We start from the raw sequence: 17,807 nt of genomic DNA, 5'->3' as shown, positions 1-17,807 counted from the left end.
TCCTAACTTACATTTGTTTTGAAAGAAGGAACCTCTTTCTTAGAGCGGATTAAAAATATTGATCCAGCACACAATAGAGCAAACATAATCAGCATAATAAAAGCAACTGTATAAGAGCCGTCAAACGCATCGACTAAAAAACCAATTAACATCGGAGTAAGTACCCCAGCAAATTGGGCACCGGTATTAATGAACCCATTTGCTGTTCCTACTACCTCTTCAGATAGCATTTTTAATGGAGCTGAGATGATTAAGATAATATTAAACGACATGAATACAGTGACTACACTTTGATAGACAGCAAACATAGCTATATTTGGCGCAAAAGCCATTAAATAGAGAAAAATCGCTGTTAATACTGCAAATACACCTGCTATTACTTTATCTTTTCCTTCAGGCAATTTATCTAAAATATAGCCGCTTGCAAGCATTGCAATAATACCTGCAACTGCTGGAATAGCTGAAATGTATCCAACGGATGTTAAGTTGAGATTGCGTTCCTCAACTAAATAGGTTGGCATCCATGCCATTAATCCCCATTGCACGGCATAAATCGCAAAATAAGCAATAAACAAATTCCATATAATTGGGGTTTTTAAAACTTCTCTTAATGGAGCTTTATTCTTGGAAGGGTTTTCAATTTTTCCTTCATTTGAAACATTCCGCTCTTTTAAGAAAAACATGTACAGACAAACCAGCAGAATACCGATAGCACCCGCAATATAAAAGATCATTCGCCAGCCGATCGTTTGCATAGACTGGGTACCAATGATTGGTGTTACAACACCCATAATCGTACCGGAAGTAAGCATGAAGGACATGGCACGGCTTCGTTCATTTTGTGGAAACCAACTAGCAATACCTTTTGATGCGGATGGAAAAAAGCTCCCTTCCCCAAGCCCAAAAAGAAATCGAATGAGAATTAAGGAAATGAAAGACCATGCCACTCCTGACAAAATCGTAAAAACGGACCAGGCAAATACAGCCGTGATGATGATTTTCCGGAAACCAAAACGATCTGCGAGCCACCCGCCTGGAATTTGCATTAAGGCATAACCTGCAAAAAAGCTGCTTAAAACAATTCCTGTCTGGGAGGCACTTAACTGGAGATCCTTTGAAATACCTAAAATCGCATAATTCATGAAAAATCGATCAAAGTTTCCGATTGACCATCCTAAAAATAGCAAGATGATAATGATATACTTCCAGTTCTGCGTCAACCTAGATACCATATAGTTCCTCCTATCAATATTCGTTGAATTCCACCTAAGTATAAAAAATTCCTACTATTCAAACAATGTTCATTCCTATATAATATTGGCATTAAGTATGTAGAGATCTACATAGATTTATGGAGTGATTGTAAAATTGGAGACCTTGACAAAAATCAAACAATTTTTAATAGATAACTGTTGCCTTTCACAGTTTCAAGTGTGGCAAAGTATAAAGGGATTAGATTTTTCACTGGTTTTATCTCATCATTTTGACAAACAAACACCTGCGCCAGAAACATTTGTCAATGAAAATATATGTCCTTATGAAGCTTTCACCGATTATTACCATCATTATTCCAATCATACAACCATTGTCATTAGAATGAGTAAATCTTCCGTACTAAACAATGAGCAAGAACTTAAACAGATCATTGATTTACATTACCTGCAATTAATGCTCGACAGAGAAAAATATATTAGGAATAAAATGATGGAAAGTATCCGAGACATCTCCGTCCTCGAAGATTTAGATGACTTATTAAAAAAGATATTAGAAAATGCTTTATCTGTTATTCCTGCAGCTGATATGGGAGTTCTATGGATGTATGAACCAAGCTTAGATGCGCTATTTCCTAAAGCTTGGACTGGCGGTCCTAATCAAGAAATTAGTAAGATGAGGATGAAGGTTGGGGAGGGTATCATCGGGAAAACATTTAAAAATAATGAATCTTTTATTCTTACAAATATAGAGGGTATTATCTCAGAATCATCCAATATTTCATCGGATAATCTTTTTCATCTGTATAACTCTGTCAAGTTTGACCATTTGAAATCAATTATTTCAGTCCCAATAAAGGTTGAGGAGAGTACTATATGTGTATTAATTGTCTACCAAAATGGGCCTTATCCCCTTTTAACGAAAGATGACCAACAGCTGTTAGAAAGTTTTTCTGATCAGGTCTCTATTGTTTTACGAAATTCAAAGCTCTACCAAAATCTCAAAAAACAAAATGATCTGTTAATTCAACGAGATGCTATACACAATACGTTAATAAAATTGTCTCTTCGAAGTAAAGGGTTACAAAAAATCGCAAATGAAATAAGAAAAATGATAAACCATCCATTAATGATCGTAGACCTGACAGATCATCAACAATACTCTAGTCCAACCCACTTGAAATGGAATTTTCCTTTAGATAATACAATATTAAAAACTCAATCATTTTTTACTGAGGCTATATACAGTCAGTCATTGTATATTCACCCTATTATTGCGATTGATGTACCAATCGGTGTAATGGCTGTAGAGATGGAAGAAGATGAACTTTTCCCTTTAAACAAAATGATTATTGAACAAGCAAGTTCAGTGATTGCATTAGAGATTATTAGAAATCAAACATTAATGGATTCTTATTATCAGTCAACAAATGATCTATTCAATGATTTTATTAATTGCCGGGAATATAATCTGATTCGAAAGAAGGCCATAGAGCTTGGAATTGATGATCATCCCTATTATATGGCGACCGTCATTCAAATACATCCTCATGCTGATTTTCATTTTCTTAATATGCAAATGCACAAGCTAATTTCCCAAATTAAAAAATATTTAGGAATATATGTATCTATCGTTTTTGGCTATGGAAATAATGTGACGTTGTTATGTCATTTTAATCACTATGCAGATCAAGATTTTGTAAAGAAGAAATTAGAGCTTTTTCATAATAATTGGATAAAGATTCATGGAGAATCGCTAAAAACAGGGATAGGTACTTGCTACCCAAGTATGGATAATATAGCAAAAAGTTATTCTGAAGCGGATAAAGCCCTTTCTTTTCTTATTTCGAGGCAGGTTAACAGCATCGTAAATTATCAGGATATTGGTATTAATCACCTTTTTATTCATCAACCCATTGATGACTTGAACTCTTTTGTTAATGAAGTTTTCCACCCCCTCCAGTCTAATAAAGATGGTACATTGGATTTAGAGCAAACTTTGCTTGCATTCATGGAAAACGACCGTCAAGCAACGCAAACAGCCAAACATTTACATATCCATGTTAATACTTTATATCAAAGAATAAAAAGGATCGAAGAAAAGCTGCAAATTTCCTTTTCGAACACAGAAGACATATTGAAAATTCAACTTGCATGTTATTTAAGAAGTTCCATAGTCTCTCTAAATTGAATTGACTTCCATTAAATACAGTGCAGTTACTTATTATGTCTATAGAAGTAATTAAAACTCGTTTGAAAGTAAGCGTTTATTCCTGAAAACCATATATAACCAATGCTAAAAACTTTAAAGATTAATTAATTGATTTCGAACCACCAAGCAAATTAGCGTTAATCCTTCTTGGATCAACGCCATGTTAATTTATAAATTTTCAGCCAATCTTGCCTTCTGTATGTTCAATTTCGTTATTTGATCTCGTTCAAATGCTCTTCCAAACGATTCCAAGTATCTGTAATGCCTTGCAGCATACCCATTTCCATTACGGACTGGAGAGCCTCTGCGGAAACGTATTCTCCACGGTTAATTAATTTCGTTTTGCCGTCTACATCCACAAATTCCAGAGTCACTTCTGTAGATGGCATTTCCTCGTTAATTGTCCCTTCAGCATCGGAAAAGTAGTCTGTATAGCTGATACTTTCCGGCTCGCTAATCTCCTTGTATATCCCCTTGCCCCAGGATTCCATGCCATAGAATTGGCCCTGATTCTGATCAACACACTTCATGCAATAATGCCATACTCCACCAGGTCTGAAGTCAACGCTGCAGACTGGGAGCTCCCATCCTCTCGGACCCCACCAATGTTTCAGGTGTTCCGGCTCTTTAAACATTTTATAGACAAGCTCGCGCGGTGCATCGAATACGCGCTCCAATACCAGCACTCGTTCATCTTCAACTCTTGAAAGCATTGCATTATTTGACATTGTTACTCCTCCATTAGAAGCTTTATTTGTAAAACCGTTTGTAAGTGAAGAGACAGATTTTGTTGAGCTTACTCCATTTATCCATCAATTCAAAGGTTTTTTGCCCTGCAATACATTAAGGTAATCATCCAGCCTATCCATCCTGCCTTCCCATAATCGGCGATAGGAATCAAGCCACCTATCCAGTTCTTGAAACGGTTCAGGCCTGATTTTATAAATCCGGCGGTTGGCGATCGGCTGAACCTCCACGAGGCCAGCGTCACAAAGAACGCGAAGATGCTTGGAGGTTTGAGGCTGGTTTAACTCAAGCTTTTTTGCGATATCCCCCACCGGAAGCGCTCCTTCCAGCAGCAGGTCAATGATATCCAGGCGGTTGGGCTCAGCGAGTGCACTGAAAATTTGCCCGTTCATGTTGAATCATCTCCCAGTGTGATGTGTTCACTATTTCCATTTCAATTGTAGATCCCACCCCCGCTTCCTTATTGTAACTTTCCTTAAGAACAATATACACCATTAGGAATATTCCTGTAAAGGAATATTTTAAAAATCATAAAGTAATTTTCTTCTCCCCTCTAAATAAACATATCCGATAATACTCTTTACCTTGTTTAATCGTTAGTCAGCATGATTCTTCCCTGCTAATAATTTTCAGTTTTCAAAGCAAAATAGATACATCTCTATAAAAGTGAAGTTCATTTGAAATGAGGTCTGACATTATGCAGATAGAGCATATAATTCTGGCAGCCATGTGGGTATTTGGCTTTTTAGGCTTCATTTTGTTTATTCCGCGAAAAAACATACGCCATGGATTGCTGGCATATTTAATGTTTCAGGCGATCATCTGGCTTTGTGATATGCCTGCCTTTGAATTCGGTTTATTAAGTGCGCCAGTACGGGAGTTTCCCAAGGCAACAGATCTCGCTATTACAATCAATTACTTTTTTTATCCTGTACTGTTTTCCATCTACTACGTGAGGAAAAGAGGAAATGGTTCCATGTGGCCTCGTGTTTCATACTTTTTGATTTGGGTTTCAGCGGTTACTTTGTACGATGTTATCATCGAGGCATATACAGACCTATTAGAATATGGTTCCTTGAGGTGGTATGGGATGTGGATGTATATTGCGTTCCTCTTTTTTATAAGTGAAGTCTGCTGTAATTGGTTCTATAAAGACAAAGCTGTGTTTCAGGCAGAACGGCGGGAAACCTCATGAGGATTGAATGGTGGATCTTAGTAATGGTTTATATGGCAGCGACTGCCATTCTTCTCTTCATTCCGAAAAACAAAATTCGGCTTGCGGTTATGGCTGCCTTATTTAAGCAGTTTATTACGTTTCTGGCAGGTCTGGCTGTCGTGGAGCTGGGCATGCTTGAATATCCGATTCGGTTATTCCCCTCCATAAGCAGAACGAGCTTTACATATGAATACTATGCGTTCCCGGTTGTATGTGCCGCGTTTATTGTGTGGTATCCGAATGACCGGAGCCATGGTCTTCAATTCAGTTATTTTGCAGGATTTGCATCAGTATTGACCTTTGTTGAAGTCCTGATCGAAAAATACACCGATCTCATTACCTATATACATTGGGAATGGTATATTACCTGGTTTTCATTATGTCTTTCCTTCTATATCAGCCGCTTATTTTGTAATTGGTTTTTTCAAAAAGCGAATGCTTAATATTTTGGTCTTTCTTGCTTACAAAATGGTTATTGAGGGGCTTGTTATGATATGCAAACATCGTTGGTTGTCTTTTTCATCATCGTTAGCTTATTGTTTGGTGCCTGGAAACGGCTGAATGAATTTTATCCCACCTTATTATTTTGGATTATAGGCGACCTGCTATATGCTTCGCTGCTTCATGACTTCAGGGTTTGGGAATTCCGTCCTGTATGGATTGACCATTTTATTCTGCCAACGCACACCATAATAGCAACAGCCATAGCATTTCTGATCTATCCATCTGTTATTGTTGTGTACTTAGGAAGATTCCCCAAAACCAATTTCAAAAGAATAGGCTGGGTTGTTTTCTGGGCTCTGATTTTCGAGGGTATTGAATTAATTGCTTATTTTAATGGAAGCATCATTCATCAGTATGGATGGACACTTGCTTATTCCTTTCTTTTTAACATAATCACCTTTTCCTTACTCGCGATCCATAAATGGAAGCCTTGGGCTGCCTGGGCTTTAGCATTTTTTAGCATTCTGCTTCTATGGATAATCTTTGATCCTCCGCTCCCCCAGTAAGTGACTCTGGTCCACTGCCTACACACATAGGATGCGGGTCCAGATTAAAAGGAGGGCGGAGTCACAGAGAATAGAATAACAGCTTTTTCATCAAAGGTATTTTCCCACTTATGCTTCATATATGCTGGTATTTTAACGCTGTCACCAGCTTCTAATATGTATTCTGCTTCATCCAGATTCACCATAATTTTCCCTTCCAATATATAAGCAACCTCTTCCCCTTTATGCTCCAATAGCTTTTCCGACGAGGAGGTGCCCGGAGGGATATTCATGATTGCAGTTGCCAGTGTCCCTGTAAAATCAGGCGACAATAATTCATAGGATATGTTTTCAACCACCATATGTTTACGTTCATTAAATCGTACAACTAAATCTTCTGTATTCGTCTCTTCGAGGAGAAAGCTAAAGGTGGGAACATCAAGGGCTTTGGCTAAAACCTTCAAGGTCTGAATCGAAGGATTCGCGATCCCCCGTTCAATCTGGCTTAACATGGAAGGGGTAATTTCAGCTATTCTGGCTAGTTCTCTGCTGCTATAACCCTTCTCCTTCCTGAATTTCTCCACTTTTTTGCCAATATCTATATTTTCCATAATCCCGCCCCTTAAATTTTTTAAATATTTTAACAAAACATGATCATCTTGTGTTAAATTATATTTAACATTTGTTAAATGATATTTTAACATATCAGCAAGGAGTGAAGAAAATGAATGATTTCTTTACGTTTTTGGTTCTTTCATTGTTTGTGGTAATGAGTCCAGGGATCGATACTGCTCTTATTACAAAAAGGACGATTGCAGACGGAAGAGCAGATGGCTATAAAATGGGACTTGGGATTACAGCCGGCTCTTTAGTGCATACCTTTGCGGCTGCTTTCGGTCTATCAGCCATCTTAATGCAGTCTGCTGCTGCATTTGAAATCATAAAATATGCCGGGGCTGTCTATTTGATCTATCTTGGGTTATCTTCGTTCATCTCGATGAAAAAGAAGAATGATACTGGTATAGAAATTGAGGTTAAATCCGATATGAAAAAGTCTGCCTTTAAACAAGGACTCCTTTCAAATGTACTCAATCCCAAGGTTGCGATGTTTTTCTTAACCTTTCTGCCGCAATTTGTGAAGACAGGCGAAAACGCAACACATCAGCTGATCATCATGGGAATTATATACACACTGCTGAGCATCTCCTGGTTTTTCATATACGTCTACTTCATAAATTATATGCGGGAATGGCTCATGTCCCCGAAAGTACAAAGGGTTATGGATAAAGCAACTGGGCTTGTCTTAATTGGATTTGGATTAAAGCTAGCCTTGGATAAACAGCATTAAACTGTAAAAAACATTGGATAACCCCAATGTTTTTTTACTTCCGCTGAAGCACAACAGGAAGATCACAGGATACCCTGGTGAATTCAATGGTAATGGTGAAGGAGCAGCAGTGCTTCGGCAATCGATGATAAATTCTCTTTCTGCAGGAACTGCTCCTGGCTGCTAGGAGAATGTAAAAATTGCGCATCACGTTTCTTCTTTAAATCTGACAAAAGAAAACTCTGCAGGCTAAGGACTTTGACAAGGACCTAAAGCTAAAAATTCGGCAGTTTCCTTTCAGCATAACCAAAAATTCCTGCCCTTTTCTCTCATTCCTTAATGTACTGTCGGCACATCCCTCACAAGCTGATGGCAGCGGTTCACACCACCAGCATTTTCCTAAAACAAACATACTATCACCTCCTATATAACTAACATATTTACCTACCTGAGCCTGAATTACAAAGGTAAGTGTCTGCCCTGCACATCTGCTTATCCAAGCAGGACCAGATTTACTGATAAAAAAACTTAAAAGAAGCAGTTGATTATTGTCACGTCCATACTGTATGATACATAGTATAAACCATATAGTGTATGACATATAGTATATCAAGCGAGGTGAGTGAATGAGTACGCTGCTGAATTCGTTAACAACAGAACTTCGGAGAGGAACACTGACGCTGGCGGTTCTAAGCCAGCTGCGGACACCGCAATATGGGTATTCGCTAGTTCAATTATTAGAGGACTCCGGCATAAATATTGATCAGAGCACGTTATATCCATTGCTGCGGCGTCTGGAAAAACAGGAGCTTGTGACAAGCAATTGGGATCATACCGAGAGCAGGCCACGCAAGTATTATGTTTTGAGCGAACTGGGACTGGAGACTTTTCTGCAGTTAAGAGAGGAATGGATCAAGAATTCAAAACAGCTTTACGGGCTGTTGAAAGGGGATGAGGAAAATGAATTTAATTGAGGTATATATACAGGAAGTGACCCGGAGGCTGCCTGAAAAAAGCCGTGCGGATATCGCACTCGAGCTGCAGTCAACGATTGGGGATATGCTTCCGGATGATTACAATGAGGAGGATGTTAAGGATGTCCTCGGTAAATTGGGAAGCCCCGCAGCTTTAGCCGCCGGTTACCGTGATCAGCCGATGCATCTCATCGGGCCGCGCTATTTTGATGTTTATGTGTCATTATTAAAAATGATCCTGCCGATTGCAGCAGCGGTTGCATTGATTTCCGTTGCTGCCGAGTTCATTCTTGACTTTAACCGCGATGATACCATCATTAATGCGGTGCTCGGTTTCATGGGATATGGGATTTGGAGACTGATTGAAGTGGCCGTTCAGGTATTTTTCTGGCTGACGATTGTGTTCGCCGTTATTGAAAGGATGGATAAAGGCAAAGAGCAGCATCCTTTATCTCCAAGCTTAAAACCATGGACACCGGAAGACTTGAAAAGCATCACCTATATTCCGAAGAAGAAAGCCATTTCCAAGTTTGAGGTTTTCGGAAGCTTAATGTGGACTGCCATTTGGGCAACCCTTTACTTTTATGCAGACCGGCTGATGGGTGTATATAGAGGCGGCGGTGAAGGACTGGAGTTCCAAATTGCAGCAGTCAGCCAGGAGGTTCTGCTCGGGTATTGGCCTATCGTCGTAGTCATCATTGCTCTCGAAGTGGGATTGGCACTCTACAAATTAATCATTGGCCAATGGACGAAAAGAATGGCGATCTTGAACACCATCCTTGAACTATTCGCCACTATCGTGTTCATCTTCATTCTGCTGAACCCGAATTTGCTCCAGCCTGAATTCACAGCCTACATGAGCGATTTATTCTCGATTTCAGCCGCTCAATTTAAAAACTGGCTGCTTGGCGGCATCATGATGGTATTTATCTTTTATGCAGGAATGAGTATCTTTGATGGGATACGTAAATCAAGAATTCAATAATGTGAAGTCCACAATCATAATGCCTGTTCTCAAAAATTAGAGAACAGGCATTATTGAATAGATTATAGAATTTTAACATTATCAGAAGTATATGAGTCTGGCTGGCTGCTAATCACGGTAAAATGATCAGGTGCCACTCTTGCTTTGATTTTCATTGCAATGATATATACAAGTGCAGAAGCAATGATGGACTGGACAGCTGGGAGGCCAAAGGATTGTACATATTGAGTATAATAGCCAACGAAAGTTCCTACTGCTAATGCAATGGTCGCCATCCAATTCCATCCTTTATTATCGGTCCATTGCTGTTTTCTGATAAAAAAGAAATCTGCCATCATTACACCGCCAATGGCTGGATAAATTAATGCCGTCATATAAAGAAAATCCATAAAATAATCCAGTATGCCTGCTAAAGCAATAACAATGGAAATAATCGTACCAGCCAAAGTCAGCAAGGCTCTCCCTTTATTAGAGTTAACGTTCAGCATATTTGCCAACGCCAGACCCATACTATAGTTATTTACTAATTGACTGGTCCAAGTCGCTAACCATAAGATAAGGAACCCCCATACCGGAAATCCTAAGTTCATCATGACATTTACAATATCCGCATCGCCAACCCCAATGGACATGATGGCGCCAACATAAAAAAGCGGGAAACCAACAGCAATTATACCCAGTGGTATAAGGACATTGTCTTTTACAGAAGGCATCGCATAGCGTGTATAATCTGAGGCAATCACCCATTGTGAAACATTTATGCCAATAACTAAACTGACGGCAGCAAGAAAAGTCATTTGTGGTTCAGGGTTCCAGGATGCTATCTTTTCCCAGCCGATATTTTTTAACGCATAGAAAATACCGCCTGCAATTAATAATAATCCAGCTGGTACCGCTAAATAATCAGTCCACTTCATAGATGAGTATCCAATTATGGATGGAAGTGCAAATAGAAGGCCGGCAATGATTGTAACAATGGCCCACATAAACCACTCAGTCTTATAATCTATTCCAAACATCGCTGCTATGGCATTTCCTGCTACAGCTGTCTGGAGCGCCCACCACCCCATTGAAACGATAAATATTGTCAAGCCTACAATAAATCTTGCCTGATTTGAACCAAAGCTTGTTCTGGCAATTACTGACGATGACCGGCCAGTTTTTGCACCGATGTATCCTGCAAGGGCATTACCGATCCATTGGAAAATAAACAAAGCTGCTGCCAAGATCCAGAACAACTTCCCGAGACCAAAGCTTGCTGTCAATGTTGCACCTACCATTAAAACCGGAATTGTAAATTCAAGTCCCCCAAAAATGATTGCAGGTGAAACCCAGTGCTGCCTTTCATTTATTGGTACTGAAGCAAGAGCTTCATCCTTTCCTCCGGTTTTCCTTAAAGACACATCCTCCATCCCTGTCCAACTCCTTTTTATTTTATATCGGAATATTCTGTAAAATCTTCTTATAATAAAGACCTTGCCCATGCAAGGTCTTTATAGTGAAAGTAGTTAACCAACCAATACCCACACAATCTCACAATCCTCATCACTGTCATTGTAGGCAATATGTTCCTGCCCTGCAGGAATAAAGGTTGCATCTCCGCTTGAAACCCGATAGGTTCTTCCCTTCGTTTCTGTTACAATTGAACCTTTTACTATAATCGAATATTCATTTTCTTTATGATTAGAAACTCCTGTTAAAGGGACTCGCTTTCCTGGTGGAATGACAACCGTACCAACTTTCAGGTCTCCAGCCAATGCTTTTTGTGAGAATACTGTTTTAAGAGGAACTGCAGCATTCGAATCAATCTGGATATCCGCTATATTTAATACATCCACTTTATTCACCTCTCCTCTGACGTTCTTCTGTTAAACCTTCGACTTCATATGTTTTCTCATTTACTTTTACCCCAAAGTCAGCTTCTGCCTGCGCCACAGTGATATAGCCATTTTTCACATCTTTGGCTACCTTTTCTGCAGGACGCTTGAAAGGCTCTCCGTATCCGCCGCCTGTAGCGGTCACCAATTTAACGACATCCCCTTTATTCAAGGGGTATCTAGGATAGATCCCAAATGGGCCATCGACATCACCATTTGCTTTCTCAATATAAACCTTGTTAGCTGATCCGTCATTCCCGTCATTCATTCCCCAAGGAACAAATTTATTCCGTCCAAAAGTTACAGAAACCATTTGGTTGTCAGTTAGGGCTTTATAAGAGCGAATGACACCAGAACCGCCAATATACTCTCCTGCTCCGGCTCCATCTGTATGCAAGCTGTACTCATCAACCATAATGCCATACCTTGTTTCAGCTACTTCAACTGGAACATTATACGTTTCGCCATCTCCAATGCAGAATTGTCCTCTTGCACCATCCTGACCTTCAGATGCGCCCCAGCCGCCAACAGAAGGCTCAACAATTAAAAATGGTTCATCTGTATCCTGATGCAATCCTGATAATACGACCGAACAAACAGATAACAGGTGGCCAGCATTAAGCCTATGTGGAATTACTGGAGCAAGAGCTTTCCATATCAAGTCCGCTCCTGCAAGCATGCTTTCCCAATAGATTGAAACAGGAGCAGGCCGTTCTGCTGAAAGAACTGAGCCCTTATCTGTAATAACCTCCAATGGACGGAACACTCCATCGTTCGCATCTTGAGAAGGATTCGTAATGGCGAGGAAAATAGTCCGTACAGCTGAAACAAGTGCCGTATAAGAACAGTTAACAGGTCCTGGAACTTGAGGGTGGCTTCCCCTAAAATCAGCAACGAATTTTTCATCAGAGATGGTTACTTTAACTTTGATCTTGAAAGGGCCATTCCCAAAGCCATCATCATCAATAAACCCTTCAGCATGAAAAGTGCCTTTTGGCAGTTTGGTTAATTCCTGACGTGCAAGCTGTTCTCCGTGGTCGAGGAGATAATCAACTGACGATAAAAATAATGGCTTCCCATGCTTATCACATAATTCCTTAACACGTTTTTCACCCGTTTTAAGGGCTGCAACCTGAGCCCACATATCTCCCAGCGACAATTCCGGGAATCGAACATTGGCTTCGATGATATCGACAATAGCCTGATTGATTTCGCCTTCATTGAAGAGCTTAACACTTGGAAACTGCAAGCCCTCCTGAAAAATATCTGTAGCATCGTTGCTGAAGGAACCTGGGTCTTTCCCACCCACTTCTGTCCAGTGTGCCTTATTGGCAGAAAAAGCAACAATTTCTCCTTCATAGAATATGGGCATGACCAGGCCAACATCGGAAAGATGGGAGCCGCCGCCGCCATAGGAATCATTAATAATGATAATATCGCCCTCTTTTAGCTTTCCATCCCCGAATTTCTTGAGTGTTTGCTTTACCATATCTGAAAGCATCCCAATAAATCCTGTAACACCATTTCCTTGCGTCAACAGCTGCCCTTTTGCATCGGTAAGACCGCTGGCATAATCCAATACTTCATAAATAATGGGGCTCATTGATGTTTTAGCAAGTGCAATAAACATCTCATCGCCAATGGCAACAAGTGAATCTTTCACAATCTCAAGTGTAAATGGATCTACTTTACTGCGAACAAGTTGCGTCATTTATTCCACCCCTGTTTCAATGATTAAATTTCCGTACTCATCTACAGTCAAGGACTGACCTGGATAAATAACCGTAGAAGCAGACTGTTCCTCTACAATGGCTGGCCCGGAAACCTCCATGCCTTTACCAAATAAACTGCGGGAATATACCTTTGTTTCGACCCAGCCTTCCTCTTCAAAATAGACCGGCCGTGTTTCTTTGTAAGCTTCCTGAATATTGCTGTTTATGGAATTAATTTTTTTCATTTTTGGCTTTAGTACCTTCCCAAAAGCTGTTAAATGCAGATTAACAATTTCTGCTGGTGTTCCTTCAAGCTTAAAAGTATAGTGCTGTTCATGAAGATCACCAAAGCGCTTTACCACTTCTTTAAGGGTTTCATCAGACCATTCCCCGTTCGGAACAGGAATCTTTACGGTATGCTCCTGCCCAAGATATCGGATATCTGCAAACCTCGTAAATAACACCTTTTCTTCCGATACGCCCTCTTCCTGATATTGTTTAAGTGCTTGTACTTCAATTGAATTCCATTCTTTGTTTAACTCAATAGGATTAAGTTCATTTATTCTTCTAATATATGTCTGGATGTAGTCATGCCTTAAGTCGGTCATAAGCATTCCCCATGCTGAAAACACAGATGAAGCTACTGGTACGATTACTTTTTTGACACCAAGTTCTTTAGCCAATGCAGGTGCATGCATTGATCCTCCGCCCCCAAAAGCGACCAATGAGAATTCACGGGGATTATGTCCTTTTCTTACTGATATAAGCTTTAATGCATTCAGCATATTGGAGTTTGCAATTCGAATAATCCCTAATGCAGCTTCTTCCACCGTCATTCCAAAATGATCGGCAACCTTCTCTTTAATGGCAGCCTTTACTTTATCCAAATCTACTTCATAATCGAAGTTTTCTGGAGAAAGCCTGCCAGTAATCAAGTTTGCATCTGTGGTTGTTGGTTCCGTTCCACCTTGACCATACGCCACAGGACCAGGTAAAGCGCCGGCAGATTGCGGACCCACCTTTAATGAACCTGCTCCGTCTATCCATGCGATTGAACCGCCGCCATTTCCAATCTCAACAATATCAACAACGGGTACTTTTATGGGATAACCAGCACTTCGTTCATTTTTTTCGATAAAATAATCAGTTGAAACCTTTACCTCCCCCTGATTAATCAGAGAACATTTCGCTGTAGTCCCGCCAATATCAAAAGCAATGATATTTTTCTCATTCAAGATTTCACCAAGAACTGCAGCACCATAAATCCCGGCTACAGGTCCGGACTCTACCATATTAATAGGGGTTTGTTTTGCACTATTAAAGGTTGTTGTACCGCCGTTTGACTGCATAATGTAATTCTGGCTGTCAGTCTTGTTTTCTACTAATTTATTATGCAGACGGTTTACATAGGTAGCCGCAATCGGCTTAACATATGAATTAAGAACCGTAGTACTGGTCCGTTCATATTCCCTCCATTCCTTCGTCACTTCATAGGATGCTGTAACGGCTGCTTCTGGCCATAGCTTTTTTATTAATTCCACTGTCTCAATTTCATGAACTGGATTAACATAAGAGTGTAAGTAGGCGACAGCAATGGCTTCTACTTTTTGTTCCTTGAAATAGTTAATAACAGCCGATAACTGTTCCTTGTTTAACGGAGTAAGTACCTCACCTTTATAATTCAGGCGCTCCTCTACTTCCTGGCGTAAATAGCGCTCAACAAAAGGCACCGGCTTTTCGTATCGTACATTAAATAGATCCGGACGGTTTCCTCTTGCAATTTCAAGCACATCACGGAAACCTTTGGTTGTAATTAAACCTGTCCTGACCCCTTTGCGTTCTGTAAGAGCATTGATAATTACCGTGGTACCATGGATAAAAGTCTTGATGGCTGTCTGATCGATTTCACTTTTCTCAATAACGTCGATCACTCCCTTTTCAAAATTGGGAGGTGTGGTATGGCTTTTAGCAACCCCAATTTCACCTTCATCATTGACATAAACCAGGTCAGTAAATGTCCCGCCAATATCTGTAGCTACACGCATGATACTCCACCTTTCATTGAATAGGATATTTATAATCAGCCAATTAAAAAATAACTGGCGTCAAAACACAAAGTAATCTTGACTCTTCATTTATGGGATTCTCTACCGTATGCGGGCACGTTGATGGAAAGTGAATGGAATCTCCTTCTCTGACTATGTATTCCTTCCCATCCACGTGGAAAATGACAAAACCCTTTAATACGTAATAAAATTCTTCGCCAGCATGGCCATACTGCTGAGTTTGTTTTTGATTAGGCGCTAAGGTGACCAATAATGGTTCAAGGCTTCTTCCTGAAAATTCCCCGTTCACCCTTACATAAGTAAACTCAGATCCCTTAATATTGAATGGCTTGTGCTCGCAAGATTTAACCATAAAGTTCTGATTAGGTGTTTCATCTTCAAAAAACTCAGATATTTTGACATTTAGCGCATCCGCAATTTTCTTTAAAGAAGTAATAGCTAATGAAGTAGCTCCTCTTTCCACCTGAGAAAGGAAACTGATTGACAACTCGGTACGTTCACTTAATTCTTTTAGGGTATATCCCTTCTGAAGCCTTAAATCTTTTATTTTTTTATAAATTTCTTCCATCTCGATCTCCTTTGAAGCAGTACTGAAAAAATTAAGTAATAGTGTAATTTATTTTAGTAATACTGTAATTAAACGTATAATATCATAAAATATTTAAAATTAAAAGAAAATTTAAAATAGATAAAAGATAACCACCTACACTTTGATAAAAGCTAAAGCTGCAAACCTGCATTGATAAATAAAAAAATCCGGCTTTCATATATGAAAACCGGAGTAAATTGACTTTAATGATGAAGCCCATTAGGTAAGCACCCTCATTGATTACACTCTGGTACTTTCTGTTTCCGGGCTTAGTGATACATCTTCTCTTTGCCTGCTGGCTCTGGACCATTGCCAGCAAAAGATGAATATGAGAATAATGTCAATCGCGTCCCCGCCATAATACATGATCATGCCTCCAATTTCAGCCTGACCTGCGGATACACCAGCAGGCGGATTGGCATAAATGTATTTTGAAAGAATCCCATGTCCTGCCAAAGCAGAAACGAATACAAGTGCACGGTACAAAAAAGGAATACGGTGAGGGATCGGATCAAAATAAATCATTGATACTGTAAATAAATAACCTGCCAGGAATACATGGAAATGAACAATTAGGTGAATAAGAATACTCTCGTGCATAAACGAGTAAAGTGAGGTCGTGTATAATAACCAAAGCCCCCCTATATTAAGAAAGGATGCTATAATGGGATGATTTAAGATTCGCGAAATCCTACTCTTCAGAACCCTTGAAAGCCTTCTTGCTAGAGGAACACTTAGCGTTCGCAGCACAAGCGTCATTGGCGATGCAAGTGCCATGAGCAACGGTGCAAGCATGCCTAAAAACAAATGACTGAACATATGTGCCGAGAAATCTGTATGGGCACGGGCAGCAAGGGGGCCAGCTACAGCTATAACAGCGAAAAAAACGCCAAAAATCCAGCAAACAGTCCGGTATACCGGCCATGGCTTGTGATTCCTGCTGGAGACGAATACGGCAAGAATATATAAAATTAAAGCCAGCACAAACGGAAATGCAGTGAGCATTTGAGAGATTAGATCAGCTGCAGGAGCTCCGTCAGTATGAGGCATATGATTATTGTTCATGTGGGACAGCCTTTTCAGGTTGCTGTTTCCTGTTTGTACGGATAACAAGGCTGAGACCGATGATGATCATGACTGCAGCTATTGCATTCCATATAAGATCGTAAATAAATACATTCTCTACATAGCGAATCTGATGTATCCGCATTAATTTGTGCTGGATCGTACCATCATATAACTGGAAACCGCCAGCACCCAGCAGCTTCCCGCCCCACCATCGCTTGAAGCACAATGCATTTCGCCGACGAAGATCGGCAAAAATAAACAAGCCTCCAATTGTCGCAAACCAACTGAAAGCATGAAAAAGCCCGTCGGAGATAAGTCCAATATCCGTAGTGGATTTGTCATAAAAATGATGCCAGCGCAGCAGCTGATGAAAAATTGTCTCATCTATAAAGGCAGCAAACCCAATGCCAAACAGCACACCAGACCACAGATTGCGGGCTGAGCTGGCAGGATGGTTTGATTTAGCTGTAGGATTATGTTCAGCAGCCATGACCTTATTCCTCCATTCGTATCCTGACGATATCTCGAGTACACCCATCATTCTATCCAGAATGAGCTAACATTACTCGAACTCATCACCTTTTATGAGCCATCTGTATGGTTTTATATACCCGCATTTTAAGATGAACTATCAGGCAGTCATGTTTATTTACGTTTTTTAATTGAATCATATCTTTATCCGGTTCCAGTCCAATTCCTTTATCAGGCCAAACGAAAAGACGCGTGTCTTGATAAACGCGTCTTTTAATCAGATAAAAGATTTCTCCCTTTCATCTTTCATCCTCGAATTGTTATTTCTTTACTTCCTCTGCTTAAACATTATTTTTTCTTCAA

Annotated in this window: 19 protein-coding genes; 7 read left to right on the top strand and 12 right to left on the bottom strand. The window is 39.9% G+C overall.

What is annotated here, in order from left to right:
* Positions 1 to 2 precede the first annotated feature (2 nt).
* On the bottom strand, positions 3 to 1,232 hold the full coding sequence (locus tag NR125_RS09475) for an MFS transporter (protein ID WP_256815174.1): 1,230 nt from the start codon (positions 1,230 to 1,232) through the stop codon (positions 3 to 5).
* A 145-nt stretch (positions 1,233 to 1,377) separates the two neighbouring features.
* Between NR125_RS09475 and NR125_RS09470 the strand changes: the two genes are divergently transcribed.
* A complete protein-coding gene (locus NR125_RS09470; RefSeq protein ID WP_217028159.1) occupies positions 1,378 to 3,402 on the top strand; it encodes a helix-turn-helix domain-containing protein in 2,025 nt (674 codons plus the stop codon).
* 233 nt (positions 3,403 to 3,635) lie between these two features.
* Here the strand turns inward: NR125_RS09470 and NR125_RS09465 are convergent, their stop codons facing one another.
* Complete coding sequence (locus NR125_RS09465) at positions 3,636 to 4,151, bottom strand: SRPBCC family protein (protein WP_256815173.1); 516 nt, start codon at positions 4,149 to 4,151, stop codon at positions 3,636 to 3,638.
* 84 nt (positions 4,152 to 4,235) lie between these two features.
* Positions 4,236 to 4,562, bottom strand: coding sequence for an ArsR/SmtB family transcription factor (locus tag NR125_RS09460; protein ID WP_048008571.1), 327 nt, complete (start codon positions 4,560 to 4,562; stop codon positions 4,236 to 4,238).
* A gap of 305 nt (positions 4,563 to 4,867) precedes the next feature.
* Here NR125_RS09460 and NR125_RS09455 point away from each other — a divergent pair, with 305 nt between their 5' ends.
* Genes NR125_RS09455 through NR125_RS09445 form a run of 3 tightly spaced genes read left to right on the top strand, consistent with a single transcriptional unit; the run spans position 4,868 to position 6,396 of the window.
* Positions 4,868 to 5,365 carry a CBO0543 family protein gene (locus NR125_RS09455; RefSeq protein ID WP_009333942.1) on the top strand — a complete coding sequence of 166 codons (498 nt, stop codon included), beginning with the start codon at positions 4,868 to 4,870 and terminating at the stop codon, positions 5,363 to 5,365.
* Positions 5,362 to 5,829 carry a CBO0543 family protein gene (locus NR125_RS09450; protein ID WP_256815167.1) on the top strand — a complete coding sequence of 156 codons (468 nt, stop codon included), beginning with the start codon at positions 5,362 to 5,364 and terminating at the stop codon, positions 5,827 to 5,829. Before NR125_RS09455 ends, NR125_RS09450 begins: the two co-directional genes overlap by 4 nt.
* Before the next feature lie 51 nt (positions 5,830 to 5,880).
* A complete protein-coding gene (locus NR125_RS09445; RefSeq protein ID WP_256815166.1) occupies positions 5,881 to 6,396 on the top strand; it encodes a CBO0543 family protein in 516 nt (171 codons plus the stop codon).
* A 44-nt stretch (positions 6,397 to 6,440) separates the two neighbouring features.
* On the opposite strand, the gene NR125_RS09440 is transcribed toward NR125_RS09445, so the two are convergent.
* Complete coding sequence (locus tag NR125_RS09440; RefSeq protein ID WP_034296843.1) at positions 6,441 to 6,986, bottom strand: cupin domain-containing protein; 546 nt, start codon at positions 6,984 to 6,986, stop codon at positions 6,441 to 6,443.
* 113 nt (positions 6,987 to 7,099) lie between these two features.
* Here NR125_RS09440 and NR125_RS09435 point away from each other — a divergent pair, with 113 nt between their 5' ends.
* Entirely contained in the window at positions 7,100 to 7,723 is a 624-nt protein-coding gene (locus NR125_RS09435; RefSeq protein ID WP_009333938.1) for a LysE family translocator, read from the top strand.
* An 83-nt stretch (positions 7,724 to 7,806) separates the two neighbouring features.
* On the opposite strand, the gene NR125_RS09430 is transcribed toward NR125_RS09435, so the two are convergent.
* On the bottom strand, positions 7,807 to 7,935 hold the full coding sequence (locus NR125_RS09430) for a hypothetical protein (protein WP_256815164.1): 129 nt from the start codon (positions 7,933 to 7,935) through the stop codon (positions 7,807 to 7,809).
* 393 nt (positions 7,936 to 8,328) lie between these two features.
* On the opposite strand from NR125_RS09430, the gene NR125_RS09425 reads away from it, so the two are divergent.
* On the top strand, positions 8,329 to 8,676 hold the full coding sequence (locus NR125_RS09425; protein WP_256815163.1) for a PadR family transcriptional regulator: 348 nt from the start codon (positions 8,329 to 8,331) through the stop codon (positions 8,674 to 8,676).
* Positions 8,663 to 9,661 carry an HAAS signaling domain-containing protein gene (locus NR125_RS09420; RefSeq protein WP_256815162.1) on the top strand — a complete coding sequence of 333 codons (999 nt, stop codon included), beginning with the start codon at positions 8,663 to 8,665 and terminating at the stop codon, positions 9,659 to 9,661. The genes NR125_RS09425 and NR125_RS09420 overlap by 14 nt, the downstream gene beginning before the upstream one ends.
* Positions 9,662 to 9,723: 62 nt before the next feature.
* Here the strand turns inward: NR125_RS09420 and NR125_RS09415 are convergent, their stop codons facing one another.
* From NR125_RS09415 to NR125_RS09385, 7 genes are all read right to left on the bottom strand, one after another.
* Positions 9,724 to 11,073, bottom strand: coding sequence for a purine-cytosine permease family protein (locus tag NR125_RS09415; protein WP_256815161.1), 1,350 nt, complete (start codon positions 11,071 to 11,073; stop codon positions 9,724 to 9,726).
* A gap of 96 nt (positions 11,074 to 11,169) precedes the next feature.
* Positions 11,170 to 11,499, bottom strand: a complete 330-nt coding sequence (locus NR125_RS09410; protein WP_192908781.1) for a cupin domain-containing protein — start codon at positions 11,497 to 11,499, stop codon at positions 11,170 to 11,172.
* Between the two features lies 1 nt (position 11,500).
* Entirely contained in the window at positions 11,501 to 13,249 is a 1,749-nt protein-coding gene (locus NR125_RS09405) for a hydantoinase B/oxoprolinase family protein (RefSeq protein ID WP_009333933.1), read from the bottom strand.
* Positions 13,250 to 15,295, bottom strand: coding sequence for a hydantoinase/oxoprolinase family protein (locus tag NR125_RS09400; protein ID WP_256815160.1), 2,046 nt, complete (start codon positions 15,293 to 15,295; stop codon positions 13,250 to 13,252).
* A gap of 43 nt (positions 15,296 to 15,338) precedes the next feature.
* The gene (locus NR125_RS09395; RefSeq protein WP_009333931.1) at positions 15,339 to 15,884 is read right to left on the bottom strand and encodes a helix-turn-helix domain-containing protein; all 546 of its coding nucleotides are present in this window, start codon (positions 15,882 to 15,884) and stop codon (positions 15,339 to 15,341) included.
* Between the two features lie 261 nt (positions 15,885 to 16,145).
* Positions 16,146 to 16,970, bottom strand: a complete 825-nt coding sequence (locus tag NR125_RS09390) for a cytochrome c oxidase assembly protein (protein WP_256815159.1) — start codon at positions 16,968 to 16,970, stop codon at positions 16,146 to 16,148.
* Positions 16,960 to 17,463, bottom strand: a complete 504-nt coding sequence (locus tag NR125_RS09385) for a DUF2243 domain-containing protein (protein WP_071155347.1) — start codon at positions 17,461 to 17,463, stop codon at positions 16,960 to 16,962. Before NR125_RS09385 ends, NR125_RS09390 begins: the two co-directional genes overlap by 11 nt.
* Positions 17,464 to 17,807 lie beyond the last annotated feature (344 nt).

Source organism: Cytobacillus sp. Bac17, from assembly GCF_024519925.1.
Taxonomy (GTDB): Bacteria; Bacillota; Bacilli; order Bacillales; family Cytobacillaceae; genus Cytobacillus; species Cytobacillus pseudoceanisediminis.
This window is presented reverse-complemented; position numbering and strand designations above follow the sequence as displayed.

Coding starts and splice junctions, on each gene's coding strand:
- NR125_RS09475 (WP_256815174.1), bottom strand. CDS start 1,232: ATGGTATCTAGGTTGACGCAGAACTGGAAGTATATCATTATCATCTTG.
- NR125_RS09465 (WP_256815173.1), bottom strand. CDS start 4,151: ATGTCAAATAATGCAATGCTTTCAAGAGTTGAAGATGAACGAGTGCTG.
- NR125_RS09460 (WP_048008571.1), bottom strand. CDS start 4,562: ATGAACGGGCAAATTTTCAGTGCACTCGCTGAGCCCAACCGCCTGGAT.
- NR125_RS09455 (WP_009333942.1), top strand. CDS start 4,868: ATGCAGATAGAGCATATAATTCTGGCAGCCATGTGGGTATTTGGCTTT.
- NR125_RS09450 (WP_256815167.1), top strand. CDS start 5,362: ATGAGGATTGAATGGTGGATCTTAGTAATGGTTTATATGGCAGCGACT.
- NR125_RS09445 (WP_256815166.1), top strand. CDS start 5,881: ATGCAAACATCGTTGGTTGTCTTTTTCATCATCGTTAGCTTATTGTTT.
- NR125_RS09440 (WP_034296843.1), bottom strand. CDS start 6,986: ATGGAAAATATAGATATTGGCAAAAAAGTGGAGAAATTCAGGAAGGAG.
- NR125_RS09435 (WP_009333938.1), top strand. CDS start 7,100: ATGAATGATTTCTTTACGTTTTTGGTTCTTTCATTGTTTGTGGTAATG.
- NR125_RS09425 (WP_256815163.1), top strand. CDS start 8,329: ATGAGTACGCTGCTGAATTCGTTAACAACAGAACTTCGGAGAGGAACA.
- NR125_RS09420 (WP_256815162.1), top strand. CDS start 8,663: ATGAATTTAATTGAGGTATATATACAGGAAGTGACCCGGAGGCTGCCT.
- NR125_RS09415 (WP_256815161.1), bottom strand. CDS start 11,073: ATGGAGGATGTGTCTTTAAGGAAAACCGGAGGAAAGGATGAAGCTCTT.
- NR125_RS09405 (WP_009333933.1), bottom strand. CDS start 13,249: ATGACGCAACTTGTTCGCAGTAAAGTAGATCCATTTACACTTGAGATT.
- NR125_RS09400 (WP_256815160.1), bottom strand. CDS start 15,295: ATGCGTGTAGCTACAGATATTGGCGGGACATTTACTGACCTGGTTTAT.
- NR125_RS09395 (WP_009333931.1), bottom strand. CDS start 15,884: ATGGAAGAAATTTATAAAAAAATAAAAGATTTAAGGCTTCAGAAGGGA.
- NR125_RS09390 (WP_256815159.1), bottom strand. CDS start 16,970: ATGAACAATAATCATATGCCTCATACTGACGGAGCTCCTGCAGCTGAT.
- NR125_RS09385 (WP_071155347.1), bottom strand. CDS start 17,463: ATGGCTGCTGAACATAATCCTACAGCTAAATCAAACCATCCTGCCAGC.